Raw genomic sequence first — 25,824 nt, 5'->3', positions numbered from 1 at the left:
ATAGGCCCGGTCCCATCATTCAAGCCTGGAGCTATTTGTTACTTTGGGGGAAGGGTGATGAACGATTGCGCCGCAATCGCAAGCAAGGCCGACACCTTCAACTACAAGATCGTGAGGCAGTTCGCGCTCATGACGGTGGTTTGGGCGATTGTCGGCATGGCTGTGGGCGTTTTTATCGCCGCGCAGCTGATTTGGCCTCAGTTGAATTTCGACACCGCATGGCTCAGCTACGGCCGCCTGCGACCGCTGCACACCAACGCGGTGATCTTCGCCTTTGGCGGTAGCGCGTTGTTCGCAACGTCGTACTACGTGGTCCAGCGCACCTGTCAGACGCGGCTGTTCTGCGACAAGCTTGCCGCCTTCACGTTCTGGGGCTGGCAGGTCGTCATCGTCGCCGCCGCGATCACCTTGCCGATGGGGTTCACCAGCAGCAAGGAATACGCCGAACTCGAATGGCCCATCGACATCCTGATCACGCTGGTCTGGGTGGCCTACGCCATCGTGTTCTTCGGCACCATCATCAAGCGCCGGTCCAAGCACATCTACGTGGCCAACTGGTTCTTCGGCTCGTACATCCTCACCATCGCCATCCTGCACATCTTCAACAACATTGAGATGCCGGTGTCGATGTGGAAGTCGTACTCGGCGTACGCCGGCGTGCAGGACGCCATGGTGCAGTGGTGGTACGGCCATAACGCCGTGGGCTTTTTCCTGACCACCAGCTTCCTGGGCATGATGTATTACTTCGTGCCCAAGCAGGCCGGCCGCCCGATCTATTCGTACCGCCTGTCCATCGTCCACTTCTGGGCGCTGGCCTTCACGTACATGTGGGCGGGTCCGCACCACTTGCTGTACACGTCGCTGCCTGACTGGACGCAATCGTTGGGCATGACGTTTTCGCTGATTCTGCTGGCGCCGTCCTGGGGCGGGATGATCAACGGCATCATGACGCTGCAAGGCGCCTGGTACAAGCTGCGTACCGACCCGATCCTGAAGTTCATGGTCACCGCGCTGTCGTTCTACGGCATGTCCACGTTCGAAGGGTCGATGATGTCGATCCGCACCGTCAATGCGCTGTCGCATTACACGGACTGGACCATTGGCCACGTGCACTCCGGCGCACTGGGCTGGGTCGCGATGATTTCCTTCGGCTCGCTGTACTACCTGATTCCGCGCCTGTATGGCCGCGAAAAGATGTACAGCGTAAAGGCCATCGAACTGCACTTCTGGATCGCCACCATCGGCGTGGTGCTGTACATCGCCGCCATGTGGATTGCCGGCGTGCAGCAGGGCCTGATGTGGCGCGACACCGCCAGCGACGGCACCCTGGTCTACAGCTTCGTCGAAGAACTGAAGACGCGCGTGCCGTACTACCTGATCCGTTTGCTGGGTGGCACGTTGTTCCTGTCGGGGGTGTTCGTGATGGCCTGGAACGTGTGGATGACGGTGCGCGGTGCGCTGCCGGTCAACCCCGCCATTCCCGAAGACGATCCCCATGCCGCTCGCCCGTCGGTCTCTGCGCCCGACGTGCCCGCCGCGCCCGCCGTGCCGGCCACTGCTTGACGAGAGGACATCATGGCCAACAATAAAACCGGCTTCTTTTCTCACCAGACGCTTGAGAAGAACATCGGCTGGATGATCATCGCCAGCATCCTGGTGGTGTCCTTCGCGGGCCTGGTTCAGATCATTCCGCTGTTCTTCCAGCACAGCACCACCCAGCCCGTGGCGGGCGTCGAACCCTACAGCCCGCTGCGGCTGATGGGGCGCGACGTGTACATCCGCGAAGGCTGCGTGGGCTGCCACTCGCAGCAAGTGCGCGTGCTGGCCGCCGAAGTGCAACGCTACGGCTCGTATTCGACGGCGGCGGAATCGGTCTTCGACCACCCGTTCCTGTGGGGCTCCAAGCGCACCGGGCCCGACCTGGCGCGCGTGGGCGAACGCTATTCCGACGACTGGCACCGCATTCACCTGCGCGACCCGCGCAAGGTGGTGCCGGAATCGAACATGCCCGCGTATCCCTGGCTGCAAAAGACGGTGATCACCGGTCAGAACGTGTCCGAGCGCATGCGGGCCTTGCGCACGCTGGGCGTGCCGTACACAGACGAACAGATCGCCGCCGCGCCCAAGGAAATCGAAGGCAAGACGGAAGAGGACGCATTGGTCGACTACCTGCAAAGCCTGGGCGTGGGCGTGCGCCGCGCCAAGCAGGCGGCCGAAGCCAAGCAGGCGGAAGAGGCCAGGAAGGCCGCGGAATCGGCCGCACAGTCCGCCGTGCAAACGGCCACGCAACCCGCCGCGCAACCGGCTACGGGAGGCTGATCATGGTGGCTTACCTGAGCGCAATCGTTACCGCCATTTCCATGGCGACCTTTTTCGGCATCGTCTGGTGGGCCTGCTCGCGCGGCCGCCAGGGCGCCAACCGCGAATCGGCCATGTTGCCGTTCGCCCTGCCCGATGAATTCGGGCAGGCACAACAAGATGGAGCGAATCGATCATGAGCGATTTCGTCAATGGCTTCTGGGGGATTTTCATTTCGGTGGTCGCTGTGGGCGGCGTGCTCTGGTGCGTGTGGCTGCTGTACACGCAGCGCCGCTGGCTGGGCGCCAAGCCGGCCGCCGGGCAGGTGGAAGACACCGGCCACGTCTGGGATGGTGACCTGACCGAACTGAACAACCCCGTTCCCACGTGGTGGACGTGGATGTACCTGCTGGCCTGCCTGTTCGCGCTGGGCTATCTGTTCTTCATGCCGGGCCTGGGCTCGTACAAGGGCCAGTTGGGCTACAGCAGCACGGAAGAAGTGGCGCGGCACCAGGCCCAGATGGCCAACGCCGTGCGCCCCATCTACGCCCGTTTTGAAACCATGACCGTGCCGCAGATCTCACAGGACGCGGGCGCCCGTGAAATCGGCCAGCGCCTGTTCCTGAACAACTGCGCGCAATGCCATGGCTCGGACGCCAAGGGCGGCCCCAGCTTTCCGAACCTGACCGACGGCGACTGGCTGCACGGCGGTTCGCCCGAAGTCATCATGAAGACCATCAAGGAAGGCCGCCACGGCGTGATGCCGCCCTGGAAGGCCGCCATTGATGCCAAGGCGGCGGGCGACATCGCGCAGTACGTGCGTTCCTTGTCGGGCCTGACGGCGGACCCCATCCGCGTGTTTCGCGGCAAGCGCGAGTTCGGCAACTTCTGTGTGGCCTGCCATGGTGTCGACGGCAAGGGCAACCAACTGGTGGGCGCGCCCAACCTGACCGACGACGTGTGGCTGTACGGGTCTTCGGAAGCGTCGATCGTGAAGACCATCCTGGACGGTCGGGACAACCGCATGCCCGCGCACGAACACATCCTGAATCCTGAACAGATCAAGGTGTTGACGGCCTGGGTGTGGGGCCTGTCGAACAAGCCCGACGCTGCGGGAGAAGCGCAGGCGGCTGATGCCAAGGCGGTCGATACCCCTGCGGCTGGGACCTCGGCGCTTGGCACCGTCGCAGTCGGCACCGCGCCCTTGGCCAAATAAGTAGGCCAGCGGCGCTTAGGTGGGGCGGGCCACGCACGGTCGGCCCCACATCATCGGATACACCGTACGGAGCAGCATATGGATGATGGGTCAACCGCAAGCGTGGGCACGCCGCCTGGCGGCGACCCGCCGCCCTGGCGCCCGCACACGCGGCCGCCACGCCCCGGGGCCGAAACCCTGGAGCAGACGCTGGCGGGCGTGCGCAGCAAGATCTATCCGCGATCCGTCAGCGGCATCTTCGCCCGCTGGCGCATTGCGTTCGTCTTCATCACCCAGCTTATTTTCTATGGCTTGCCCTGGCTGCAATGGAACGGCCGGCAAGCCGTGTTGTTCGACCTGGGCGCGCGCAAGTTCTATCTGTTCGGGCTGGTGCTGTGGCCGCAAGACGTCGTGTACCTGGCCGTGCTGCTGGTCATCTCGGCGCTGGCGCTGTTCCTGTTCACCGCCGTGGCGGGCCGGCTGTTCTGCGGCTACGCCTGTCCGCAAACCGTCTACACCGAAATCTTCATGTGGATCGAGCGCAAGGTCGAAGGCGACCGCATTGCGCGCATCCGCCTGGACGAGTCGCCGTGGAGCCTGCGCAAGGCGCGCCTGAAAATCACCAAGCACTTCTTGTGGATTGCGCTGGCCTGGTGGACGGGGTCCACCTTCATCGGCTATTTCGCGCCCATCCGTGAACTGGGCCATGAACTGTTCACGCTGCAACTGGGCCCGTGGCAATGGTTCTGGATGCTGTTCTACGGCTTTGCCACTTGGGGCAACGCCGGCTTCATGCGCGAGTCCGTGTGCAAGTACATGTGCCCCTATGCCCGCTTCCAGAGCGTCATGGTGGACCCGGACACCTTCGTCGTTACCTATGACAAGCGCCGTGGCGACCCGCGCGGCGGACGCTCGCGCAAGGTCGACCACAAGGCGGCCGGCATGGGCGATTGCGTGGATTGCAGCCTGTGCGTGCAGGTCTGCCCCACCGGCATCGACATCCGCGACGGCCTGCAATACATGTGCATCGGCTGCGGCGCCTGTATCGACGCCTGCGAACAAGTCATGGACAAGATGCAGTACGAACCCGGCCTGATCCGGTACACGTCGGACCGCGCCATGCAGGATGGCCTGAGCGCCCAAAACGCGCGTTCACATCTGTTGCGCCCGCGCGTGCTGATCTACGGCACGCTGATCCTGATTCTGGCCGTGGCGTTTGTTGCCTCGTTGGCGATGCGCAACCCCTTGCGGGTCGATGTCATCCGCGACCGGGGCGCGCTGGGGCGCGAAGTGGCGGGTGGTCAGATTGAAAACGTCTACCGCTTGCAGATCATCAATACGTCGGACACGCCAATGCGTCTGCGCCTGTCGGCCGATGGCATGCCCGGCCTGCAAGTGATGGCCGGCCGCCAGGGCTCGGACACGGTCGACGTCGAAGCGGCGGCCAACAAGCTGGTGCCCATGGTGATCCGGGCGCCCGCGGGTGTTGAACCCGGCGCCCATCCCATCACGCTGCGCGCGCGCGGCCACGACGGCGAAAACCGGTCCATCCAGACCGACGAGCCCGCCAGTTTCTACGTACCCGACTAAGCCCGCCAAGGACTGCACATGACACTTGCCCAACACGCCCCGACCCCGAAGCCCTGGTACCAGGAACCCTGGCCCTGGATCCTGATGGCCGGCCCGTTCGCGGCCATGATCGGGTGCTTTGTCACGATCTACTTCGCCTACAGCAACTTCATCCACGAGCCTATCCAGGACGGCGTGGTCAAGCGCGGCCTGGTCATCGAACAGGTTTCACCCCAGGCGAGCGAGGGCGCGGGCGCCGCGCAAGCCAAGCCTTAAGCAGGGAGAGCACAGATGGGCCTGCGTTCATTGATGTGGATTCTGTGGCCGTCGTTCCTGGCGGCCGGGATAGGCAGCGCGCTGATATTCGCGCTGATCGACCCCTTGGATGTGGCGATCTTCGGCCACGTGCCGACCGGGCGCGTCGGCTTCTACACGGTGTCGTTCTTCGTGCTGTGGGTGATGGCAGGCATGTCCAGCACGCTCACGGCGTATCTGATGCCCAAGGCGGCGGAAGACGAAGACCTTTGAACCGGCAGCCTTGATCCGCCCACCCGCGCGGCGTGGTGCCGCCAGGGTGGGCGCGTGGCGTCAGATCTTCTTCACGAATTCCGACTTCAGGCTCATCTGGCCAAAGCCGTCGATCTTGCAATCGATGTCGTGGTCGCTGTCGACCAGGCGGATGCCCTTGACCTTCGTGCCCATCTTCACCACGCCGCTGGAACCCTTGAGCTTCAGGTCTTTGATGACGGTGATGGTGTCGCCGTCTTGAAGCACGTTGCCGGCTGAATCGCGGTAGACACGGGCCTCATCGGCGACGGCGGCGGCGGTGTCCTGGGCCGACCACTCATGCGCGCATTCCGGGCAGATGTAGAGGCCGCCGTCTTCGTAGGTGTATTCGGATTGGCAGGACGGACAGGCGGGCAATGCACTCACGGGGAAACCTCGGATAAAACGCGCGGGTTGCGCAATCGGCGATTGTACGTCGCGGCGCTGGTGAATTTTTCTAAATTCCGCTAATTTTCTGCTAACGCGCAAGCATCATCGTGAATTGTCGTGCAGTAAGTCGATAAAGTGCTGCCCGGCCGCGCTCAAAGGCCGGTCGCGCGGCACGATGCTGCCGAAGGCGGTCAGCGATTGGCGGATCTGGTAGGGCAGGATCGCCAACAGGCCATGCGCTGCGTACCGGCTGGCGACCGATTCCGGAATTACGCCCAGCATGTGCGACTTCATTGCCAGGTTGGTGGTCGTCAGGATGGACGCCGATTCAATCAGCCCGGGCGGGGTCGCCACGTTGTGCGACCGGAATTCCTGTTCGATCACGTCGCGCATCGGGCTGCCGTGCGGTTGCAGAATCCACGGATATGCCAGCATCGCCTCAAAGTCCAAGCGCTTCTGTACGGACTGCGGCATGGCCAGCGGATGGTCCACCGCCGCGATCACCGACAGCGCCTCGTCGCCGATCGGCCGGAACACGTAGTTGCGATCCGACAGGGTCAGCATGCGGCCGATCACCACATCCAGCTTGCCCTCGTTCAAGCGGGCGATCAGCAGGTCGCTGGTGCCGGTGACGATTTCCACGGCCAGCAGCGGATAGGTCTGCTTCAAGCGCAGCAGCGCATCGGTCAGATGCCCGGGCGAGGCCGCCATGATGCTGCCGATGAACAGCTTGCCGGCGCTGCCCAGCCGCAGTTCGTCTAGCTCGCGCGCCAGCGACGACATGGTGCCGCGCATGCCCCGGAAATACCCCATGACGCAAGCGCCGGCCGGCGTCTGCGCCAGCCCGCGTCCCACCCGTTCAAACAGCGGCTGCCCCAGCGCCAATTCCAGTTCGTGCAGCATTTTGCTGGCGGCCGATTGGGTCATGTTCAGTTGCGACGCCGCGGCCCGCAGCGTGCCGCGTTCGTCGATGGCCAGCAACAGCACGATCTGGCGCATGCGCAGCCGCGAGAGCAGGGCGGGAACATTCAAAGTGCGGTCCATGATTGATCGCCTGTAGTGAACGATTGGTGCAAAAGTTTCATTTTACGGAAACAGGCGATGTTTCTAAGATGGCTTCACAACAAAAGCCGTAAGCGGCGAAGAAACATCAAGGAGACAAACCATGAAGATCCATAAGATCCGCGCCGCCCTGGCGGCCGCCGCGCTGTGCCTGACAACCCTGACCCCCGCCCAGGCGCAAAACGCCGATTGGCCGAACAAACCGCTGCGCTTGCTGGTGGGGTCCGCGCCTGGCGGCGGTACCGACGCCATGGCGCGCGCCGTGGCCGACCGCCTGGGTCCGATGCTGAAACAGATCGTGGTGGTGGAAAACAAGCCGGGCGCCTCCAACACACTGGCGGCAGACCAGGCGGCGAAGTCGGCCGACAACCACACCATGGTGATGGGGGTGTCGACCGCCCACGCCATCGCTCCGCATCTGCTGAAGCTGGGTTACGACAATGACCGCGACCTGACGCCAGTGGTGTTCGTGGGGGCGGTGCCGAACATCCTGGTGGTCAATAACCAGGTGCCGGCCGATTCCGTCCAGGCGCTGATTGCGCTGATCAAGCGCCGTCCTGGCGAATTCAATTTCGCCAGCAGCGGCGCGGGCAGCACGCAGCACATTGCCGCCGAGTTGTTCAAGGACGCCACGGGCGTGCAGATGACGCACATTCCGTATCGCGGCAGCGGCCCCGCCATGGTCGACCTGATGGGCGGACAGGTGCAGATCGCGTTTGAAACGGCGTCGTCCGTCATTCCGCACATCAAGAGCGGCAAGGTGCGCGCGCTGGCGGTGCTTAGCGCTCGCCGCAATCCCCAGCTTCCCGACGTGCCCACCATGGCCGAGGCCGGTGTGCCCGGCGTGGAGATGAGCGCGTGGTACGGCATCTACATGCCGGCCAACACGCCCGCCGCTATCCAGACGCGCATCCACGACGACGTGAACCAGATTCTGGCCCTGCCTGAAACGCAGGCCCGGCTGCTGGCGATCGGGGCGGACATTACGCCGATGAGCCAGGCGCAGTTCGCGCAGTTCCATAAAGCTGAAAACCAGCGCTACGCCAGCATCATCAAGAAGAACAACATTTCCGTGGAATGACCTGACATGGACACGCAGCAAAAACCCGTTATTGCCCTGACCCTGGGCGACCCGGCCGGCATCGGCGCCGAGCTGATCGCCCGCCTGCTGGCCCGGCCCGAGGCGTGCGAACGCGCCAACATCGTGCTGGTGGGGGATGCCTGGCTGTGGCGCGAAGGCCAGCGCGTGGCGGGCGTGCAGGTGCCGACGCAAGCCGTGGACAGCATGGTTGCCGTGCGGGGCCGCGCCGATACCCGCCAGCCCGCATGGCTGGCCATGGACACCGTGCGGCCCGACCAGGTAACCGTGGGGCAGGCCGAGGCGCCCGGCGGTGCGTCGGTGCTGCAAGTGCTTAACGCTTGCATGGACGCGGCGCGCGATGGGCATATCGACGCCATCTGCTTTGCGCCCTTGAACAAGTTCGCCATGAAGCAGGGCGGCTTGCGGCACGACGACGAGCTGCATCACTTTGCGCAGTACCTGGGCGTGACCGGCTACTTCTGTGAATTCAATACGCTGGGCGATCTGTGGACGTCGCGCGTGTCGTCCCACATTCCGCTCAAGGACGCCGCGGCCGCGCTCAGCATCGAAGGCATCAAGGCCGCCACGCGACTGATCTATCGGTCCTTGCAGGCCAACGGCATCGCCGCGCCGCGCGTGGCGGTGGCGGCGTTCAACCCGCACGGCGGCGACGGCGGCACCTGCGGGCGCGAAGAAGTCGACATCATCGAGCCGGCCGTGTGGCAGATGAACCAGGAAGGGCTGCCGGTGCAGGGGCCGTTTCCCGCCGACACCATTTTCCTGAAGGCGCAGGCCGGACAGTTCCAGGCGATTGTCACCATGTATCACGACCAGGGGCAGATCGCGATCAAGCTGCTGGGCTTTTCCCGCGGCGTCACGGTGCAGGGCGGCCTGCCCATACCCATCACCACGCCCGCGCACGGCACCGCCTACGACATCGCCGGCCTTGGCCGTGCCAATGTGGATGCTACCTGGCAGGCGTTTTTGATCGCCTGCCGCATGGGCGCATCGCACCGAACCTCTATCGTTTGAACAGGACCCCACCATGAAGATCAAATCTGTCCGCGCCCGTGTCTTTGAATGGACCGGCAAGACCGTGCCGCCGCAAGGCAATTTTTGCTCCAACGCCATGGACCTGCTGTATTCACGCGAGGAAACCATGAGCACGTTTCGCTTTCACGGCTGGACGGTGGTGGAAGTGGAAACGGACGACGGCATCGTCGGGCTGGGCAATGTGGCCTTGGCCCCGCGCGTGGCCAAGGCCATCATCGACCAGTACCTGGCGCCCCTGGTAGTGGGCCAGGACCCCTGGGACTACGAATACCTGTGGCAGCGCATGTACCGCGCCACGCATGCGTGGGGCCGCAAGGGCGTGACGATGGCGGCGATTTCCGGCGTGGACCTGGCTATCTGGGACATCCTGGGCAAGTCGGTGGGCAAGCCCGTTTTCAAGCTGCTGGGCGGACGCACCAAGGAGAAGATTCCCGTCTACTACTCCAAGCTGTATCGCACCGACTTGAAAGCCATGCAGGACGAGGCGCAGACCTATCTGGACCAGGGCTTTACCGCGTTCAAGATGCGCTTTGGCTACGGGCCCGCGCATTTGCAGAAGGGCGTGGTCGAGAACCTGAAATCGGTGGAGGCCATCCGCGAAGTCATCGGCTACGACACCGACCTGATGCTGGAATGCTATATGGGCTGGAACCTGGAATACGCCAAGCGCATCCTGCCCAAGCTTGAGAAGTTTGAACCGCGATGGCTGGAAGAACCTGTGATTGCGGATGACATCGACGGCTACGCCGAGCTGAACCAACTGACCTCGATTCCGATCTCGGGCGGCGAGCACGAATTTTCGCTGTATGGCTTCAAGCAACTGCTGGACAGGAAGGCCGTGTCGGTGGTGCAGTACGACACCAACCGCGTGGGCGGCATCACGGCGGCGCACAAGATCAACGCGCTGTGCGAAGCCTACAGCGTGCCGGTCATTCCGCATGCCGGCCAGATGCACAACTACCACCTGACGATGAGCACGCTGGCTTCCCCCATGAGCGAGTACTTCCCGATGTTTGATGTGGAAGTCGGCAACGAGCTGTTCTACTACCTCTTCGACGGCGAGCCCGTGGCCAAGGAAGGGTTTATCGATCTGGACGACAACACGCCGGGGCTGGGGCTGACGCTGAAGACCGAATACCTGAACGATTTCAACATCATCGAGTAAGCCGCCATGACGATGACCCTGACCAAGCCCTTGTCCGCGACATCCCAGGCGCCGCGCTATCGCGGCATTTTCCCGGTGGTGCCCACCACGTTCACCGAATCGGGCGAGCTGGACCTGCCCAGCCAGAAGCGCGCGGTGGACTTCATGATCGATTCTGGCGTGGACGGCCTGTGCATCCTGGCCAATTTCTCGGAGCAGTTCGTGCTGTCGGACGACGAGCGCGAGGTGCTGACGCGGACCATACTTGAACACGTAGGCGGCCGCGTGCCGGTCATCGTGACCACCACGCACTTCGGCACGCGCGTTTGCGCGGCGCGCAGCCGGCGCGCGCAAGACCAGGGCGCCGCCATGTTGATGATCATGCCGCCGTATCACGGCGCGACGATCCGGGTGCCCGAAGCGCAGATCCAAGCCTTTTTCCAGCAGGTATCGGACGCGGTGGATATCCCCATCATGATCCAGGACGCGCCGGTGGCGGGCACGCCGCTGTCGGCCGCGCTGCTGGCGAAGATGGCGCGCGAGATCGAACAGGTGTCGTATTTCAAGATCGAAACCGCGGGCGCGGCCTCGAAGCTGCGTGACCTGATTGCGCTGGGCGGGGCCGCCATCGAAGGCCCGTGGGATGGCGAAGAGGCCATCACGTTGCTGCCGGACCTGGATGCCGGCGCCACGGGCTCGATGACGGGCGGCGGCTTTGCCGACGGCATCCGCCCCATCATCGAGGCGCATCGCGCGGGCCAGCGCGACGAGGCCTACCGCCTGTATGAACGCTGGCTGCCGCTGATCAACTACGAAAACCGCCAGGGCGGCATTCTGACGGCCAAGGCCTTGATGAAGGCGGGCGGGGTGATTGATTGCGACGCGCCCCGGCATCCGTTCCCGCCGATGCGCGACGAGGTGCGCCAGGGCCTGCTGGAAACCGCCCGCCGGCTGGACCCCCTGGTGCTGGGCTGGGGGCGGTAGCCGCCAGATGTCAAACACAGCGTTCCACCAGGCCGACCAAGCGGCCCTGGTGTAACGAGTAAAATCCCCGGCTATCGATCACGTTGGGGGCTTGTGTGCAGCCGGTTATATCAATTCAGGGTTTATCCAAGCGATACGCCTCGGGATTCCAGGCGCTCAAGGGCGTCAACCTGGACATTCAGCGCGGTGAAATCTTCGCCTTGCTCGGGCCGAACGGCGCGGGCAAGACGACGCTGATCAGCATCATCTGCGGCATCGTCAACCCGTCCGACGGCCGGGTGCTGGCCGATGGCCATGACATCGTGTCGGACTTTCGCGCCGCGCGTTCCAAGATCGGACTCGTGCCCCAGGAAATTTCCACCGACGCATTCGAAAGCGTGTGGAACACGGTCACGTTCAGCCGGGGCCTGTTCGGCAAGCCGGCCAACCCGGCCTACATAGAAAAAGTGCTGCGCGATCTGTCGCTGTGGGACAAGAAGGACAGCCGCATCATGGCCTTGTCGGGCGGCATGAAGCGCCGCGTGATGATCGCCAAGGCGCTGTCGCATGAACCAGCCATTCTGTTCCTGGACGAGCCCACCGCGGGCGTGGACGTCGAATTGCGGCGCGGCATGTGGGAAATGGTGCGGCGGCTGCGTGAAAGCGGCGTCACCATCATCCTGACCACGCACTACATCGAAGAAGCGCAGGAAATGGCCGACCGCATCGGCGTGATCCGCCAGGGCGAGATCATCCTAGTGGAAGAAAAGAACGCGCTGATGGCCAAGCTGGGCAAGCGCCAACTGAGCCTGACCCTGAAGGCGCCGCTGCCGGGCATTCCCACCGCGCTGGACGCCTATCAGCTGGACCTGTCCGCCGACGGCTACAAGCTGGTCTACACCTATGACAACCAGGGCGGCGGCCAGATTTCACAGTTGCTGCAGGACCTGAGCCGGCTCCAGATTGAATTCACCGATTTGAGTTCATCCGAAAGCTCGCTTGAGGACATCTTCGTCAGCCTGGTACACGGTCAATCATGAACTTCTACGCCATTCGCGCTATCTACCTGTTTGAAATGGCCCGCGCCTGGCGCACGCTGATGCAAAGCGTGTTGTCGCCCGTCATTTCCACGTCGCTGTATTTCGTGGTGTTCGGGTCGGCCATCGGCTCGCACATGGTCGAGATCGACGGCGTCAGCTACGGCGCGTTTATCGTGCCCGGCATGATCATGCTGTCGCTGTTGACGCAAAGCATCGCCAACGCCTCGTTCGGCATCTACATGCCGAGGTTTTCCGGCACCATCTATGAAATCCATTCCGCGCCCATCTCGTATGTCGAGATCGTCATGGGCTATGTGGGGGCGGCCGCCAGCAAGTCCATCATCCTGGGGCTGATCATGCTGGCCACGGCGCGGCTGTTCGTGTCGTTCGAGGTTGCCCACCCCTTCTGGATGCTGGGCTTCCTGGTGCTGACCGCCGTAACCTTCAGCCTGTTCGGCTTCATCATCGGCGTGTGGGCCGACGGCTTTGAGAAGCTGCAGATCATTCCGCTGATGATCGTCACGCCGCTGACCTTCCTTGGCGGCACCTTCTATTCCATCAAGATGCTGCCGCCGTTCTGGCAGACCGCGACCTTGTTCAATCCGGTGGTCTACCTGGTCAGCGGCTTTCGCTGGGCGTTCTATGGCGTATCGGACGTCAGCCTGGGGGTCAGCGTGGGCATGACGCTGGTGTTCCTGCTGGCATGCCTGATCGGCGTGCGCTGGATCTTCAAGACGGGTTATCGCCTGAAGACCTGATCAGCGGGCGGACGGCCCACGCACTCGAAGCGAAAAGCGTCGCGCAGTTGAACTGAGAGGCGCCACGCACGCTAAACGAAAAGCGCCCCGCACTTGAAATGAAAAGCGCCACGCACTTTGAAAGCGCGTGGCGCGGGCCGAACAATCCCCGGTTCGGCCGGTCATGCTCTCATGACCTTACTTGGACTTGCCCTGGCTCAGGTTCATCACCTTCTGCTTCAACTGCGGGTCCTGCTGCACGGCCTGGCCGATGCCGTTGAATTCTTCAACCGTCAGGCCGTCGGCGCGCACCAGTTGCACCATCTTCGCGTCGGCTTCCTGAACAACCTTTTGCTTGTCGTCGTTCGTTTTCGCGGCGTCGACCTTGGGACGGTATTCGTCGACCACGCCGGACACCTTCTGCGATGCCGACGCAAAGCGCTGCAGTTGCTGATCGGTGGGTTGGGTGATGGCGGGCACCATCTGCGGCTGAGCGGCCGGCTGGCTGGCGCTCTGCGCCATCGCGGGAGCACCGGACAGCGCCGTCGTCAGAATGGCGGCGGATAGGAATGCGTAAGTGGAACGCTGCATGAAACCTCCGTGTTCCGGTTAAGTGTCCGACCATGATGAAGACCGCAAGCGCCAAGGGGCAAGTTTCGCGATGTGTTTTCCTGTGTCGGCAGGCCACGAGCGGGCGGGTCCCTGCAGGAGGGCGGCCCCTGCGGCGGCCACGGAAACGTTTTGCGCGGTTTCGTAGTGGCTGCTGGCCGCGATGTTTCGGTAGGTGTGCGCCTGCGTGACGTTGCGGTGCGGGCGATCGTAGGATGGGTGTAGCGCGAGGAGACGTCCAGAAAAACCCAAGCGCCCAACGCGCGCAACCCATCACCCGCCGGTGGATAAAAATCGGACCGCTGCCAGATGGGTTGCGCGCGATGCTGCCCCGGCGATCTTGCCACCGACACCGCGCGCTTCACCCATCCTACGAAGTCATGGTCCGTCGCTTTGCGCCAGGGCGTCGAAGACGGCCCGTCAGATCACCAGCATGCTCACCAACACCAGCGCCAGCAGCGCGATGTAGACGCGTGCGTGCAGGCGGTCGGGAATGCGGGGAATCAGCGGGGCCGCCAGCCGGATGCCCGCCAACGAGCCCAGCGCCAGCACCGCGAAAGCCAACAGGTCGACATAGCCGATGATCCACGGCGCAAGCGGGGCCGGCAGGCCGCGCGCCGCCGCCATGTAGGCCACGGTGCCCACGATGGCCACCGGCAAGGTCAACGGGTTTGCCATCGCCGCTGCCTGGGCCATGGGCAGGCCGCGACGGCGCAGCAGCGGCACCGTCATCACGCTGCCACCCACACCCAGAAACGTGGCGATGGCGCCGATCACCACGCCGCCACCCACCACAACGCCCCGGCCCAGCGGCACGGGCGCGCGGCCGTCGGCTTGCGCCAAGAAGCCTTGGCGCAGCAGGCAGTCCAGGATGGTCACGGCCAGGTAGGCGATGAAGGCCCAGCGCACCAGGTCGCCGCTGGCGCGCGTGGCGGCCCACGCGCCCAGCAGCGCACCCACGGCGATATACGCCGCCAGCGGCCAGATGTACGCGCGCAAAAGGTTGCCCGCGCGCTGATGCTTGCGCGTTGCGGCGAAGGCGTTCACCACCATCACGCACGTGGACGTGGCTACCGCGATATGCATCGCGGACTGGCCGATAAGGTCGATGGCGCCCGTTGTTGTACCGAAGTTTGCACCTGAATTTGCGCCATGCATGGCGGTCAGTGCGCCATACAGCACGGGCACCACGACAAAGCCGCCGCCAAAGCCGAACAACACGGTGGTGACACCGCTGAGTCCGCCGAATAACGCCAGTAATAGATAAAGCATGGTTGTCATCCTGAAGAACAAGCCAGGACGATACGGCGTGGGGCGGTGGCTGGTTATCGCGCTTTGGACAATAATGTTTGAGTTTCGGCCAAACCCTTCTTATCGCATGCGCAATACGCATATCGACCGCTACGACGCGCTGGACCGCGCGGTGGTCGCCATCGGCAACGACTACCCGCCCGGTCATGTGCTGCCGGCGCATGCGCATCGGCGGGCGCAACTGCTGTATGGCGCAACCGGCGTCATGCATGTGGTCACGCGCGACGGCAATTGGGTGGTGCCGCCGCAGCGCGCGGTGTGGATCCCCGCCGGCGTGACCCATCAGGTGCGCATGTGGGACGTCAGCACGCGCAGCGCGTATATCGAACCGGGCGCGGCGCGCGCCGATCAGGATGTATGCGAAGTGATCGAGGTGTCGCCGCTGTTGCGGCAGTTGTTGTTGGACGCGGTAGACATGCCCGCGGCCTATGACAACACGGGCCGCGACGGCGCGCTGGCGGCCTTGCTGCTGCACGAGGTGGAACGCGCGCCCGTGTTGCCGCTGCATATTCCGCTGCCGCGCGACAAGAAGCTGGCGCCGCTATGTCGTGCTTTCATTGCCGCGCCGGATGCCCGCATGCCGCCGCAAACCTGGGCAGACCGCCTGCATATGAGTCCGCGTACCTTCAGCCGATATTTCCGTCAGCAGACGGGCATGGCGTTTGCGCAATGGCGTCAACGTGCTTGCGTGGTCTTGGCGCTGGCGCGCCTGGCGGCCGGTGGATCGGTCACCGCCATTGCGCTGGACTTCGGCTATCAAAGCCCCGCCGCCTTTTCAACGATGTTCCGCCGCGTGTTGGGGCGCGCGCCCACTGACTATCTACGGCATCGCTAGAGCCGGGGCGCCACGTGGGGGCGTCGCGCGAAGCTCAGGCCGCGTACCAAAGCACCGCAAAAAAGTGGCAGACCGTGCCCGCCAGCACGAACAGATGCCAGATGAAATGGCTGTAGCGCCAGCGGTTGTCAAACACGAAGAAGACGACGCCGCCCGTATACGCCAGCCCGCCCGCCACCAGCCAGGCAAGCCCGCCAGTGGGCACGCTTTCAATCAATGGTTTGACCGCGATGATCACCAGCCACCCCATGGCCAGGTACAAGCCGGTGGACAGGGCAGGGCGGTTCAGCCGCTTGCTGGCCTTCAACCCCACACCCAGCAACGCCATCGCCCACACCAGCCCAAACAAGGTCCAGCCCCAGGGACCACGCAGCGCGCCCAAGGCAAACGGCGTATAGGTGCCGGCAATCAGCAGGTAAATGGCCGAGTGGTCCAGCACGTTGAAGATCTGCTTGGCTCGGCACAGCGGCAAGGCGTGATAAATCGTGGATGCCAGATACAGCAAACACATCGACGCCGCGAAAACCGCCGCGGCCGCGATGAAGGCGGCATCGCCCTGACGGACTGCCGCCACAATCAGGATGGGCGCGGCGGCCAAAGCGCCCACGGCGCCAATGCCGTGGCTGATGGTGTTGGCGATTTCTTCGCCGAAGGTTTGGGGACGGTCGTTGGGAAACATGAATACGTCTTATTGATGCAAGGCTACAACCATAAGCGCTTTGGGCGGTGGGCTCAATGGGTGGCGGGGTGGTGGGCACGGGGGATGCGGGTGGGGCTTGATATTGTGCAAGCCCAGCGCACGCGATCAATGGGATCCGACCTCCTCCACAGTTACCCTGTGATACATTTCATGCGGCTGTCCAACCGCCCGCAGAGGCGGACGCCTTGTTCTTTTTCCTGGGCTCGCACCCGCGTTGGCGCATCGGCGTCAGCGCAACAGATACTCTTACCGTTCTGACCATCGCCGTTGCGTTGGTGTCCCGTTTGCAATGGCTGACGGGCGGCCCCGGCTTGGCCGGGAGGTTCTAGCAGGTTTACTGGCCGAGGCCTACCAATGGCGCGCAGTTTTACCAGTCTGTTTTTCAAAGCGGCAAAGAAGCTGAGCAAGCTGCAACGCACGGCGATGCGCATGGCGACGCCCAAGCCCGCGCGCAAGGCGGCGGCCAAGACGGCGGCCAAAACAGCGCCGGCCACGTCTACTCCACGGCAGCCCGTGGCCCCATCGCTGGGTAGCGGGCGCTGGGAAGGCTCCCGGCAGTTTTCCGATGGACAGGGGCGCCAACTGAGCTTTGCGCGCTATACCCCGGCTTCCGCGCCGCCCACGGGCATGCCCGTGGTGGTGATGTTGCATGGCTGTCGCCAGACCGCGCTGGCGTTCGCGCGTGGTACCCGCATGAACCAATGGGCGGACGCCGGCGGCTTCATGGTGCTGTATCCGCAGCAATCCATGACGCGCCAGGTGCAGCGCTGCTGGCGCTGGTTCCAGCCCGACGACGCTCATGGTGGCGCCGAGGCCGATTTGATCGCGGCGCTGATCCAGTCGGAAGTGGCGCGGCACGGCCTGGACCCCGAGCGTGTGTACGTGGCCGGCCTGTCCGCGGGCGCGGGCATGGCGGCCTTGGTGGCCTTGCGCCATCCGTCGTTGATCGCAGCGGTGGCGATGCATTCCGGGCCGGTGGTGGGCGACGCCCACAGTGCCACGGGCGGCATCAGCACCATGCGGCGCGGCTCGGTCAAGCCCTTGCTGCCGATGCTGGCAAGCGTGTCGGACCCGGCCGTGTTTCAACTGGGCATGCCCGCGCTGATTCTTCAAGGTCAACTGGACCCTGCGGTGGCGCCGCGCAACGCCAAACAATTGTTCGAGCAGTTCCGCGCACTGAACGACCTGCGCCCCGAAGACGTGCCGGTTGAGCGCGTGCTGGGCTTGGGCACCGACAAGGCCTACCGCCGCGTGGACTTGCTGCGCGGCCGTAAAGCCGTGTTGCGCTTATGTGAGATCACACGGCTGGAGCATGCCTGGAGCGGCGGCGACGCCTCGGAGAAGTATCACGCCCGGGGCGGGCCGGATGCGTCGGCGCTGGTGTGGCGGTTCTTCCAGGGCTTGCGCCGCGTGGGCGCGGGCCGGCCAAAACCCTAGGCAGGATTGTTCCGATTTCGGGAATGGATATGTCGAGCCCGCATGCCAGGGAAACCGCGCGCGGCGGCAGTAACATCGCCGCATCCCTGGCGCTTGCCGCATTCCGCGCGGCGCCCACCAGACGAACCCCTTTGGAATTTCCTGCCATGACGCTTTCTGTTTATCAGGCATCCGTGCCCGTGTTCATCCGCGGCTTGACCGTGCTGGCCAGCCTGCTGGAAAAGGGCCTTGCCCATGCCGAGGCGGCGGGCACCGACCCCGCTGATCTGGTCAACGCGCGGCTGGCGCCTGACATGTACCCCTTGTCGGGCCAGATCCAGCGCGCCAGCGATGCGGCCAAGTTCGCCGTGCAGCGCTTGTCGCAAGGGCAGGCGCCCAAGTTTCCCGATGACGAAACCACGTTTGCGCAATTGCAGCAACGCATCCAGGACACGATCGCCTATCTGCAAAGCGTGACGCCCGAGCAGTTCGACGGCGCCGAAGACCGGCAGATCGTCATCAACTTCGGCGACTTCAAGCCCGAGTTCAAGGGCGACACGTATCTGCTGAGCTTTGCGCTGCCAAACTTCTACTTCCACGTGACGACCGCCTACGCGATCCTGCGCAATGCGGGCGTGAAGCTCGCCAAGCTGGATTTCCTGGGGCCGTACTCGCAATAAGCGGCAACCAAACGCAGGCAAGGCGTTGAGCAAACGCAGGCAAGGCGTTGAGCAAACGCAGACCCTGCGTGCCCACCGCCTGCCAGGCAGGTTTACTTCTTGGCGGCCTCGCCGCAACCCGACATCTCGCCCATCTTGGCCATGTTCTGCTGGATTTCTTCGGGCGTGTAGTCGAACTGGTGCGTGGCGATCGACCAGCGGTGACCAAACGGGTCCACCACCTGGCCGTAGCGGTCGCCCCAGAACATATCCTCGGCCGGCATCGCCATGGTGGCGCCGGCGTCCAGCGCTTGCTTCATCGCGGCGTCCACGTCCTTCACGTACAGGTGCAGCGTGACGGGCGTGCCTTTGAGCGCCTTCGGCCCCAGGCTGCCCCATTCGGCAAAATCATCCATCAGCATCAGCACGGAATCGCCGATGCGCACGGCCGCGTGCATGATCTTGCCACCCGGGCCGGGCAAGCGCGCAAGCTCCTCGGCGTGGAAGGCTTTTTTGTAGAAGGCGATGGCGTCGGCGGCGCCTTCGCAGATGATGTGCGCGGTCAGCGTGTGCATGCCGGCGGGAATGGGCGTGGTGGCGGGCGTAGCCATGGTGCGTCTCCGGAAATTGTCGGGGGGTGAGTGGGGGACGGAGCGGCGCCGCACGCCGGCTGGTCCCTGCCTATACGACGAACGGGCGGTGCCGATATCGACACGCCGCGCCACTTTTTTTATTTGCTTACCAAAGTGCTGAATCCGCCCCAGCACATCCGCTTGAAATCGAACACGTTTTCGCAACCGCTCATATTGGCCAAGCGGGGGTCGGCCATGACCAGCGGGTTGATGCGGTCGCGGTCGGCCTTGCTTGCATACAGAATCCAGGCGAAGACCGCCGTTTCCCCATCCTTCACGCCTGCGGCTTCCGCAAACGAGCGCATGTTTTCACCGCCCGGTTCATCGGCCACGCATTCGCGGTAATCCAGCGCGCCATGATCCAGCCAAACCACCTTGGCCTGTTCTGCCATCTTCTTGTAGTCGGCCAGATTGGCCTTGGGCACCGGCAGCAAGAAACCATCTACGTATTCTTCCATCGCACACTCCTTTGGTCGCTGTTGTTGTATCGGCGGGGCGCGCCCGCTGGCCACGCCTGCCGCCGTCCGGCCTCCCAGGCCGTAAACGCCACTTTATCGGGATAGACGACGCTTTCAGATAGGGGATTGCGACATTCTTGCGGGTAGATTGCGTCAACGCGCGGGCGTATGCTTAGCGTCATGAAAAACGTCGCGTTTCTTCTGCCCACGGGCACCAACATTGCGTCCCTGGAAACCGCGCGCCACGGCTTCCTGGTGGCCAACAACTACCTGGCCGCGCAAGGGCGCGAACCCCAATTCCACGTGCGCACCCTGGCGCTCACGCGCGAGGTCAGCCTGGACGAGGGGCGCATCAAGGTGCAGGCCGATCTGGTGCTGGCTGACGCGCCGCACATCGACATCTGCATTGCGCCGCCATTGTTGGGCACCGTGTCCGACGTGGTCCAGTCCAACCGCGAGCTGATCGACTGGTTGTCGACGCATCATCGTAACGGCGGCGAAGTGGCCAGTTTGTGCGTGGGCGCCGCGTTGTTGGCCGCGGGCGGCGTGCTGGACGGACAGCAGGCGGTAGTGCATTGGGTGGCGCAAAACCTGTACGCCAGCCTCTTTCCGAATGTCCGCTGGATCAGCGACCGTGTCGTCATGGCCGAGAACGGCGTCTACACCAGCGGCGGCGCATTTTCCGCGGCGCATCTGGTGCTGCACCTGATCGAAAAATATACCGACCGCGACACCGCCATCTGGTGCGCCAAGTATTTCCAACTGGACTGGAGCCGCCAGAGCCAATTGCCGTTCGCGGTGTTCATGGGCCAGAAGGCTCACGCCGACGAGGTGGTGCGCGCCGTGCAGACCTATATCGAAGGCCGCTACACGGAGAAAATCACCGTGGAAGATCTGGCCGGCCGCCACGCCATGGGACGCCGCACGCTGGAACGGCGCTTTCGGCAGGCCACGGGCAACAGCATCGTGGAATACCTGCAACGCGTGCGAGTGGAAGCGGCCAAGAAACGGCTGGAAAGTTCGCGCAAGAGTGTGGCCGAAGTCATGTACGAAGTGGGCTACAACGACACCAAGGCGTTTCGCGATATTTTCAATAAATACTGCGGCATGTCGCCGGTGGGATATCGCGAACGGTATCAGTAGAAAATCGGACTTCTCTTACAGATGTTCGGAGTGCTCTCGGCCTATCCTTGATGCGTCGCGGCCTGACTCCCAGGCCCGGGAGGCAAGCCGACATGAGCATCAGCGTGACCCACGACGATCCCCGCTACAAGACCCTGAAAAAGGGCTTCAACCTGCGGTGGCCCGCCCAGCCCGGCGATGCGGCCGCGCGCATCGAACTCTGTGAAACGCCCGATGACGCGGCCCGCGCCCTGGCCCGCATCGTGGCCCAGGGCAAGCGCCCCACGATACGCAGCGGGGGCCATTGTTATGAGGACTTCGTGTCGAACAATCCGGGCGGCGCCATCCTGGACCTCAGCCTGCTGGACCGCGTGCCGCCGTCATCCGACGGGCTGCTGCGCATTGCGGCTGGTTCGCAGAACTGGAACGGCGACCTGGACCTGTACAAGCGTCATGGCGTGTCCTTGCCCGGCGGTTCCTGCTATTCGGTGGCGGCGGGCGGCCACATCACAGGCGGCGGCTACGGCCTGCTGTCGCGCCTGCAAGGGCTGGCGTGCGACTGGTTGAGCGCGGTCGACATCCTGACCGTGGACGCGGGCGGCAACGTCGTACCGCGCACCGTGGACGCCACGCGCGACGCAGACCTGTTTCGTGCCTGCCGAGGCGCAGGTGGCGGAAACTTCGGCGTGATCACCAGCTATGGTTTCGCCACATTGCCGCAGGCCCCGCGCGAAGTGGCTATCGCCACCGTCGCATTCGACTGGGCCGGCATGACGCCTCGGCGCTTTGCGCAACTGCTGGACATCTACGGCAGCTATTGGGAAACGCGGGGCAGGGCCGCCGACACCTGGGGCATGTTCTCGTTGCTGAAGCTCACGCATCAGGCGGCGGGGCAGATCGTGATGATCGTGCAGTTCTGCAACCCAGACGGCACCTGCCGAGATCTGACGGTGCTGCAAGATTTCCTGGACCGCTTCCGTGCGTGCGCGCCGGTTGCCGCGCGCGCCACCACGCCGGGCCTGCCACGCCCGCGCATGGGCGGCGACCTGCTTTGCAGCGAGCCGCATACGGTTATCCGCTACGACTGGCTGGCGGCCACGCAAACGCTCAATGGTTCGGGGCCCAATCAGCGCGGCAAATACAAGTCGGCCTACATGAAGCGCAACTTCAGCGCGCATGAATCCGCGCGCATTTATGCGCATCTGACCCACGACATGCCCGGCGCCGACCTGCGCCAGTCGTTGTTGCAGGTGGACTCATATGGCGGCGCCATCAACCGGCCCGAACGCCTGCGCGACACCGCCGTGCATCAGCGTGAATCGGTCATGAAGCTGCAATACCAAACCTACTGGACCCACGCCGACCAGGACGCCATCCATTTGCGCTGGATGACGGACTTCTACCGCGATGTGTATACGGATCCGGCGGCCTCGTCCGCCTTGTCCGAGTTTGCGGGCACGCCGTATCCGGGGGATAGGTATCAAGGCTGCTACATCAACTACCCCGACCGCGACATGCTTGCGCATGCCTTTTGGCCGCAGTTGTATTACGGAAAGGGCGAGCTTTATCCTTTCCTGCAACAGGTCAAGCGCCGCTACGATCCGAATAATGTCTTCCACCATGCGATGTCGGTGCGCCCGTGATGACGCACGATTCGCCTTGCCGGAGCCTGCCATGAACACCTTCTTCAGCGCGCCGCGCAGATCCTTCATCCAGCTTGCCGGTGGCTTGTCGGCCGCGAGCGCGGCGGCGCCGTGGCTGTCCGCGATGGGCGCGTCGGCATCGGCCACATCTTCCGCATCGCTTGCATCCCTAGCCGATCCCGCCGGCTTTGCCTATGTGGGCACGTACACGCACGATGCGCCGGGCGGCACGGCAGGCGGGCCACCGTCCGCGGGCATCCACGTGTTTGCGATGCGCGCGCAAGGCTGGCGGCTGGTCCAGGTAATGGAAAGCGACAACCCGTCCTATCTGGCCGTGCATCCCACGCGGCGCTTTCTGTATGCCATCAACGAGATCGAACACTGGCAAGGGTTGCCCCGGGGCACGGCCGAGGCCTATGCCATCGATGTCTCGGATGGCAGCCTGCGATTGTTGAACCGGCAGCCGCTGTCCCTATCCAGCACCGCGCCAGCGCACCTGGCGGTATCGCCGGACGGCAAGCATCTGGTCACCGCGCAGTACCTGGGCGGCACCTACAACGTGCTGCCCATCCAGCGCGATGGTTCGCTGGGCGCGGTGTCGGGCATCGTCAAGGAAACCGGCTCCGGCCCGCGTCCCGAACAGCAGTCCGCCCACCCGCACATGGTGCTGTTCGACCCCACTGGCCAGCGCGTGCTGGCTACCGACCTGGGCAGCGACCGCATCAATGCATTCACGCTGGAAGACGGCAACTTGTCGCTCTCCGGGCGCACTGAACTGCCCCCGGGCAGCGGGCCACGTCATCTGGCGCTGCATCCCGACGGCGCGCTGCTGTATGTCGTCAATGAGCTCGATGCCAGCGTGTCGTGCCACGGGTATGACGCCGTCGCGGGCCGTGTGCTGGAACACCGCCACACCGTCCCGGCCACGCCCGTCGGTTTTACCGGCACGGGTAACGCGGCGGCGCTGCTCATGCATCCGTCCGGCCGCTTTCTGTATGTTTCAACCCGCCGCGTGCAAAACGATCACCCGCAGGCGGACAGCATTGCCGTCTTTGGCATAGGCGCGGACGGCGCGCTGACGCCGCTGCAAGTCTGGACCGAAGGGCTGCGCTTTCCCCGCGCGCTGAGCATGTCGCCGGATGGCGGTGCGTTGTATGCGCTGAACCAGAAGGGCGATTCGATCCTGCGCTTGCGTATCGAAGCCGCAACGGGGCGCCTGGACAACCCCGACGTGGTGGCCCAGGTGCCCACGCCGGTGTGCCTGGTGTTTGCCTGACACCAGGGAACCCCCCCGACCGCTTGGCGTCGAACCGTTCATGAACGCCAACCCTGTCTTGCGCTTCATCAGGCGCATCGTTGTACTTTCCTTGTTGGCCGCGCTGGCGGTCTGGGCGTGGCCGCGCTTGCCCGACGCGGCGCGCGCGCCGTGGCATATGGCGCGCCTTGCTTGGCAGCAAGCCCCTACGTCATTGCCCGTACCGGTGCAGGGCGTGTCCGCCGCGCGCCTTTCCGACACCTGGGGCGCCGCCCGGTCGAACGGCCGGCGTCATGAAGGCATCGACATCTTTGCCCCCCGTGGCACGCCCGTGCTGTCCACGACCGAAGGCGTCGTGATGCAGGTGGGCACGAACAAGCTTGGCGGCCAGGTGGTATGGGTGCTGGGCCCTGGCCGCCAACGGCATTACTACGCGCATCTGGACGGCTACGCCGACATTGAACGCGGGCAATTGGTGGCGCCGGGCGATGTGCTGGGTTATGTCGGCAATACGGGGAATGCCCAAGGAACGCCGCCGCATCTGCATTACGGAATTTATGACGGCGGGGCCATCAACCCGCATGCGCTGTTGGTGACGAAGGAAACGCCGCCCTGACGCCCTCCGCCAGCACCTGCGCCGTCGCCGCCGATAACGTCCAGCCCAAGTGCCCATGCCCGGTGTTGTAGAACACCCCCGGGCGCTTGCCCGGCCCCACGCGCGGCAGCATGTTGGGCGTCATGGGGCGCAGGCCGCACCACGGCACGACGCGCGATGTCATTACGTTGGGAAAATGCTTGCGGGTCCAGTCGATCAGGGGTTGCACGCGCTCGGCGCGGATGTCCAGGTTGAAGCCGTTGAACTCGGCCGTACCCGCCACGCGGAAGCGGTCGCCCAGGCGGCTGGTGACGATCTTTGCGGCTTCGTCCAGCAAGCTGACGCGGGGCGCAGCGGCGCGGCTGTCGGCGTCGTCCAGGTGCACGCTGATCGAATAGCCCTTGACCGGGTAGATGTTCAACCTGTCGCCCAGCAGCTTGGCGAATTGTCGGCTGGCGGATCCCGCGCACACCACGATGGCGTCGGCCTCGTGCGGTTCGCGTTCGGTGCCGCCGTTGCGCCGCACCTCCAGCCCGTAACCGCCGTTGTGCGGGCGGATGGCGCCGATGTCGGCGTCTTGCACGAAGCTCACGCCACGGCGTTCGCAGGCGCGGGCCAGGCCTCGGGTGAACTTATGGATGTCGCCGGTGGCGTCCGATGGCGTGTAGAAGCCGCCGTGGCATCCGGTTTGCAGGGTGGGTTCGATGGCGCGGGCTTCGTCGGCCGTCACCGCGTAGCGGTCCAGGCCGCCGGCTTGCAGCAGCGTGTTGGCGCGGTGCGCCGCCTTGAAGCTGGCAGCGTCATGGTAGATGTGCAGGATGCCCCGGCGTTCCAGGTCGAAGTCGATGCCTTCGGCCTCGGCCATGTCAAACAGGTGCTGGCGCGCCTGGATCGCCAGGCGGGTGGTGGCGATGGTGTTGTCGCGGTAATTGGGAATTTGCGCCATGAACGGCGCCAGCCACGAATACTTGTGCCAACTGAACCGGGGGTTCAGCAATAGCGGCGCGTTCTTGCGCAGCATCCAGCGCAGCCCTTTGAAAATGGTCGCGGTGCTGTTCCAGACCTCGGCGTTGCTGGCGGACAGTTGGCCGCCGTTGGCGTAGGACGTTTCCATGGCGGGATAGCGCTGGCGGTCGTAGACGGTGACCTGGTATTTCAGTTTGCACAAGGCATAGGCGGACGTGACGCCGGTGATACCGGCGCCAATGATGGCGATGCGAGGCATGGTGGCTCCAGACGGTGTGGCCGCGACCAATACGGATGCGGCACCCCATCTGTCTTTGATACCTGAGTGCTTCACCCGGCCGGCTTTGCGGCGGGTTCCCCTTCGGTGGGCGCGCACCGCGCCTCTCTCCAGATTGTCTAGACGCGCGCAGTCCTGTTGCCTGAGAGTTTCCGGGGCGGTTGCTCCGTCGGCGCCGGCCGCAAGGGCCAATCTCTTCTACGCGGTTTTGAATCGACGGGGTAGAGAATAGCCAAGTTCCTGTCGTAATTGATTCAGGGTTAGTACT

28 protein-coding genes and 1 riboswitch are annotated in these 25,824 nt (G+C 64.1%); of the genes, 20 read left to right on the top strand and 8 right to left on the bottom strand.

The features are described 5' to 3' along the window. Positions 1 to 57 precede the first annotated feature (57 nt). The 7 genes from ccoN to CVS48_RS23135 all read left to right on the top strand — a co-directional run bounded on the left by ccoN (position 58) and on the right by CVS48_RS23135 (position 5,590). Positions 58 to 1,563 (top strand): cytochrome-c oxidase, cbb3-type subunit I, encoded by a 1,506-nt coding sequence (ccoN, locus tag CVS48_RS23165; RefSeq protein WP_100856486.1) that lies wholly within the window; start codon positions 58 to 60, stop codon positions 1,561 to 1,563. Positions 1,564 to 1,575: 12 nt separating this feature from the next. After that, positions 1,576 to 2,319 (top strand): cytochrome-c oxidase, cbb3-type subunit II, encoded by a 744-nt coding sequence (ccoO, locus tag CVS48_RS23160; RefSeq protein WP_100856485.1) that lies wholly within the window; start codon positions 1,576 to 1,578, stop codon positions 2,317 to 2,319. A 2-nt stretch (positions 2,320 to 2,321) separates the two neighbouring features. Then, entirely contained in the window at positions 2,322 to 2,498 is a 177-nt protein-coding gene (locus CVS48_RS23155; RefSeq protein WP_100856484.1) for a cbb3-type cytochrome oxidase subunit 3, read from the top strand. Then, positions 2,495 to 3,514: a cytochrome-c oxidase, cbb3-type subunit III gene (ccoP, locus tag CVS48_RS23150; protein ID WP_242001183.1), complete on the top strand. Its 1,020-nt coding sequence runs from the start codon at positions 2,495 to 2,497 to the stop codon at positions 3,512 to 3,514. The genes CVS48_RS23155 and ccoP overlap by 4 nt, the downstream gene beginning before the upstream one ends. A 78-nt stretch (positions 3,515 to 3,592) precedes the next feature. Continuing rightward, positions 3,593 to 5,083, top strand: a complete 1,491-nt coding sequence (ccoG, locus tag CVS48_RS23145) for a cytochrome c oxidase accessory protein CcoG (RefSeq protein WP_100856483.1) — start codon at positions 3,593 to 3,595, stop codon at positions 5,081 to 5,083. An 18-nt stretch (positions 5,084 to 5,101) separates the two neighbouring features. Beyond that, the gene (locus tag CVS48_RS23140; protein ID WP_100856482.1) at positions 5,102 to 5,338 is read left to right on the top strand and encodes a FixH family protein; all 237 of its coding nucleotides are present in this window, start codon (positions 5,102 to 5,104) and stop codon (positions 5,336 to 5,338) included. 15 nt (positions 5,339 to 5,353) lie between these two features. Next, entirely contained in the window at positions 5,354 to 5,590 is a 237-nt protein-coding gene (locus CVS48_RS23135; protein ID WP_100856481.1) for a hypothetical protein, read from the top strand. Positions 5,591 to 5,650: 60 nt separating this feature from the next. On the opposite strand, the gene CVS48_RS23130 is transcribed toward CVS48_RS23135, so the two are convergent. Together CVS48_RS23130 and CVS48_RS23125 are read right to left on the bottom strand one after the other, a co-directional pair. Then, positions 5,651 to 5,995, bottom strand: a complete 345-nt coding sequence (locus tag CVS48_RS23130) for a zinc ribbon domain-containing protein YjdM (RefSeq protein ID WP_100856480.1) — start codon at positions 5,993 to 5,995, stop codon at positions 5,651 to 5,653. 105 nt (positions 5,996 to 6,100) lie between these two features. Continuing rightward, positions 6,101 to 7,042: a LysR family transcriptional regulator gene (locus tag CVS48_RS23125; protein ID WP_100856479.1), complete on the bottom strand. Its 942-nt coding sequence runs from the start codon at positions 7,040 to 7,042 to the stop codon at positions 6,101 to 6,103. Positions 7,043 to 7,163: 121 nt separating this feature from the next. On the opposite strand from CVS48_RS23125, the gene CVS48_RS23120 reads away from it, so the two are divergent. The 6 genes from CVS48_RS23120 (at position 7,164) to CVS48_RS23095 (ending at position 13,099) form a co-directional block, all read left to right on the top strand. Then, positions 7,164 to 8,141, top strand: a complete 978-nt coding sequence (locus tag CVS48_RS23120; protein WP_100856478.1) for a Bug family tripartite tricarboxylate transporter substrate binding protein — start codon at positions 7,164 to 7,166, stop codon at positions 8,139 to 8,141. Positions 8,142 to 8,147: 6 nt separating this feature from the next. After that, entirely contained in the window at positions 8,148 to 9,173 is a 1,026-nt protein-coding gene (locus CVS48_RS23115; RefSeq protein WP_100856477.1) for a 4-hydroxythreonine-4-phosphate dehydrogenase PdxA, read from the top strand. Between the two features lie 13 nt (positions 9,174 to 9,186). Further along, positions 9,187 to 10,359 (top strand): L-rhamnonate dehydratase, encoded by a 1,173-nt coding sequence (locus tag CVS48_RS23110; protein WP_100856476.1) that lies wholly within the window; start codon positions 9,187 to 9,189, stop codon positions 10,357 to 10,359. Positions 10,360 to 10,365: 6 nt separating this feature from the next. Further along, positions 10,366 to 11,322, top strand: coding sequence for a dihydrodipicolinate synthase family protein (locus CVS48_RS23105; RefSeq protein ID WP_242001184.1), 957 nt, complete (start codon positions 10,366 to 10,368; stop codon positions 11,320 to 11,322). Between the two features lie 95 nt (positions 11,323 to 11,417). Continuing rightward, positions 11,418 to 12,341, top strand: a complete 924-nt coding sequence (locus tag CVS48_RS23100; protein ID WP_100856475.1) for an ABC transporter ATP-binding protein — start codon at positions 11,418 to 11,420, stop codon at positions 12,339 to 12,341. Further along, positions 12,338 to 13,099: an ABC transporter permease gene (locus CVS48_RS23095; RefSeq protein ID WP_050445042.1), complete on the top strand. Its 762-nt coding sequence runs from the start codon at positions 12,338 to 12,340 to the stop codon at positions 13,097 to 13,099. The genes CVS48_RS23100 and CVS48_RS23095 overlap by 4 nt, the downstream gene beginning before the upstream one ends. A gap of 177 nt (positions 13,100 to 13,276) precedes the next feature. On the opposite strand, the gene CVS48_RS23090 is transcribed toward CVS48_RS23095, so the two are convergent. Together CVS48_RS23090 and CVS48_RS23085 are read right to left on the bottom strand one after the other, a co-directional pair. After that, positions 13,277 to 13,669 (bottom strand): DUF4168 domain-containing protein, encoded by a 393-nt coding sequence (locus CVS48_RS23090; protein WP_100856474.1) that lies wholly within the window; start codon positions 13,667 to 13,669, stop codon positions 13,277 to 13,279. A 438-nt stretch (positions 13,670 to 14,107) separates the two neighbouring features. Next, a complete protein-coding gene (locus CVS48_RS23085; protein WP_100856473.1) occupies positions 14,108 to 14,959 on the bottom strand; it encodes a sulfite exporter TauE/SafE family protein in 852 nt (283 codons plus the stop codon). A gap of 106 nt (positions 14,960 to 15,065) precedes the next feature. On the opposite strand from CVS48_RS23085, the gene CVS48_RS23080 reads away from it, so the two are divergent. Then, positions 15,066 to 15,833 carry an AraC family transcriptional regulator gene (locus tag CVS48_RS23080; RefSeq protein WP_100856472.1) on the top strand — a complete coding sequence of 256 codons (768 nt, stop codon included), beginning with the start codon at positions 15,066 to 15,068 and terminating at the stop codon, positions 15,831 to 15,833. 34 nt (positions 15,834 to 15,867) lie between these two features. Here CVS48_RS23080 and trhA read toward each other — a convergent pair whose 3' ends face one another. Further along, complete coding sequence (trhA, locus tag CVS48_RS23075; protein WP_100856471.1) at positions 15,868 to 16,512, bottom strand: PAQR family membrane homeostasis protein TrhA; 645 nt, start codon at positions 16,510 to 16,512, stop codon at positions 15,868 to 15,870. A 375-nt stretch (positions 16,513 to 16,887) separates the two neighbouring features. Here trhA and CVS48_RS23070 point away from each other — a divergent pair, with 375 nt between their 5' ends. Both CVS48_RS23070 and CVS48_RS23065 read left to right on the top strand, forming a co-directional pair. After that, a complete protein-coding gene (locus CVS48_RS23070) occupies positions 16,888 to 17,970 on the top strand; it encodes an extracellular catalytic domain type 1 short-chain-length polyhydroxyalkanoate depolymerase (RefSeq protein ID WP_100856470.1) in 1,083 nt (360 codons plus the stop codon). 146 nt (positions 17,971 to 18,116) lie between these two features. Next, complete coding sequence (locus CVS48_RS23065) at positions 18,117 to 18,629, top strand: DUF1993 domain-containing protein (protein WP_100856469.1); 513 nt, start codon at positions 18,117 to 18,119, stop codon at positions 18,627 to 18,629. Between the two features lie 92 nt (positions 18,630 to 18,721). Here the strand turns inward: CVS48_RS23065 and CVS48_RS23060 are convergent, their stop codons facing one another. After that, a complete protein-coding gene (locus CVS48_RS23060; protein ID WP_100856468.1) occupies positions 18,722 to 19,219 on the bottom strand; it encodes a VOC family protein in 498 nt (165 codons plus the stop codon). A gap of 119 nt (positions 19,220 to 19,338) precedes the next feature. Continuing rightward, positions 19,339 to 19,698 carry a DUF1428 domain-containing protein gene (locus CVS48_RS23055; RefSeq protein WP_100856467.1) on the bottom strand — a complete coding sequence of 120 codons (360 nt, stop codon included), beginning with the start codon at positions 19,696 to 19,698 and terminating at the stop codon, positions 19,339 to 19,341. Between the two features lie 168 nt (positions 19,699 to 19,866). Here CVS48_RS23055 and CVS48_RS23050 point away from each other — a divergent pair, with 168 nt between their 5' ends. The 4 genes from CVS48_RS23050 to CVS48_RS23035 all read left to right on the top strand — a co-directional run bounded on the left by CVS48_RS23050 (position 19,867) and on the right by CVS48_RS23035 (position 24,334). Further along, positions 19,867 to 20,841, top strand: coding sequence for a GlxA family transcriptional regulator (locus CVS48_RS23050; protein WP_100856466.1), 975 nt, complete (start codon positions 19,867 to 19,869; stop codon positions 20,839 to 20,841). 92 nt (positions 20,842 to 20,933) lie between these two features. Next, positions 20,934 to 22,463, top strand: a complete 1,530-nt coding sequence (locus tag CVS48_RS23045) for an FAD-binding oxidoreductase (protein ID WP_100856465.1) — start codon at positions 20,934 to 20,936, stop codon at positions 22,461 to 22,463. Positions 22,464 to 22,494: 31 nt separating this feature from the next. Further along, the gene (locus tag CVS48_RS23040) at positions 22,495 to 23,739 is read left to right on the top strand and encodes a lactonase family protein (RefSeq protein ID WP_100856464.1); all 1,245 of its coding nucleotides are present in this window, start codon (positions 22,495 to 22,497) and stop codon (positions 23,737 to 23,739) included. Between the two features lie 40 nt (positions 23,740 to 23,779). Beyond that, complete coding sequence (locus CVS48_RS23035) at positions 23,780 to 24,334, top strand: M23 family metallopeptidase (protein WP_100856463.1); 555 nt, start codon at positions 23,780 to 23,782, stop codon at positions 24,332 to 24,334. Here CVS48_RS23035 and CVS48_RS23030 read toward each other — a convergent pair. Continuing rightward, positions 24,291 to 25,538 carry a D-amino acid dehydrogenase gene (locus CVS48_RS23030; protein ID WP_100856462.1) on the bottom strand — a complete coding sequence of 416 codons (1,248 nt, stop codon included), beginning with the start codon at positions 25,536 to 25,538 and terminating at the stop codon, positions 24,291 to 24,293. The genes CVS48_RS23035 and CVS48_RS23030 overlap by 44 nt on opposite strands. A 138-nt stretch (positions 25,539 to 25,676) precedes the next feature. Beyond that, a riboswitch (glycine riboswitch) is annotated at positions 25,677 to 25,767 on the bottom strand. Positions 25,768 to 25,824: the final 57 nt, after the last annotated feature.

It is taken from the genome of Achromobacter spanius (genome assembly GCF_002812705.1).
Taxonomy (GTDB): Bacteria; Pseudomonadota; Gammaproteobacteria; order Burkholderiales; family Burkholderiaceae_B; genus Achromobacter; species Achromobacter spanius.
This window is presented reverse-complemented; position numbering and strand designations above follow the sequence as displayed.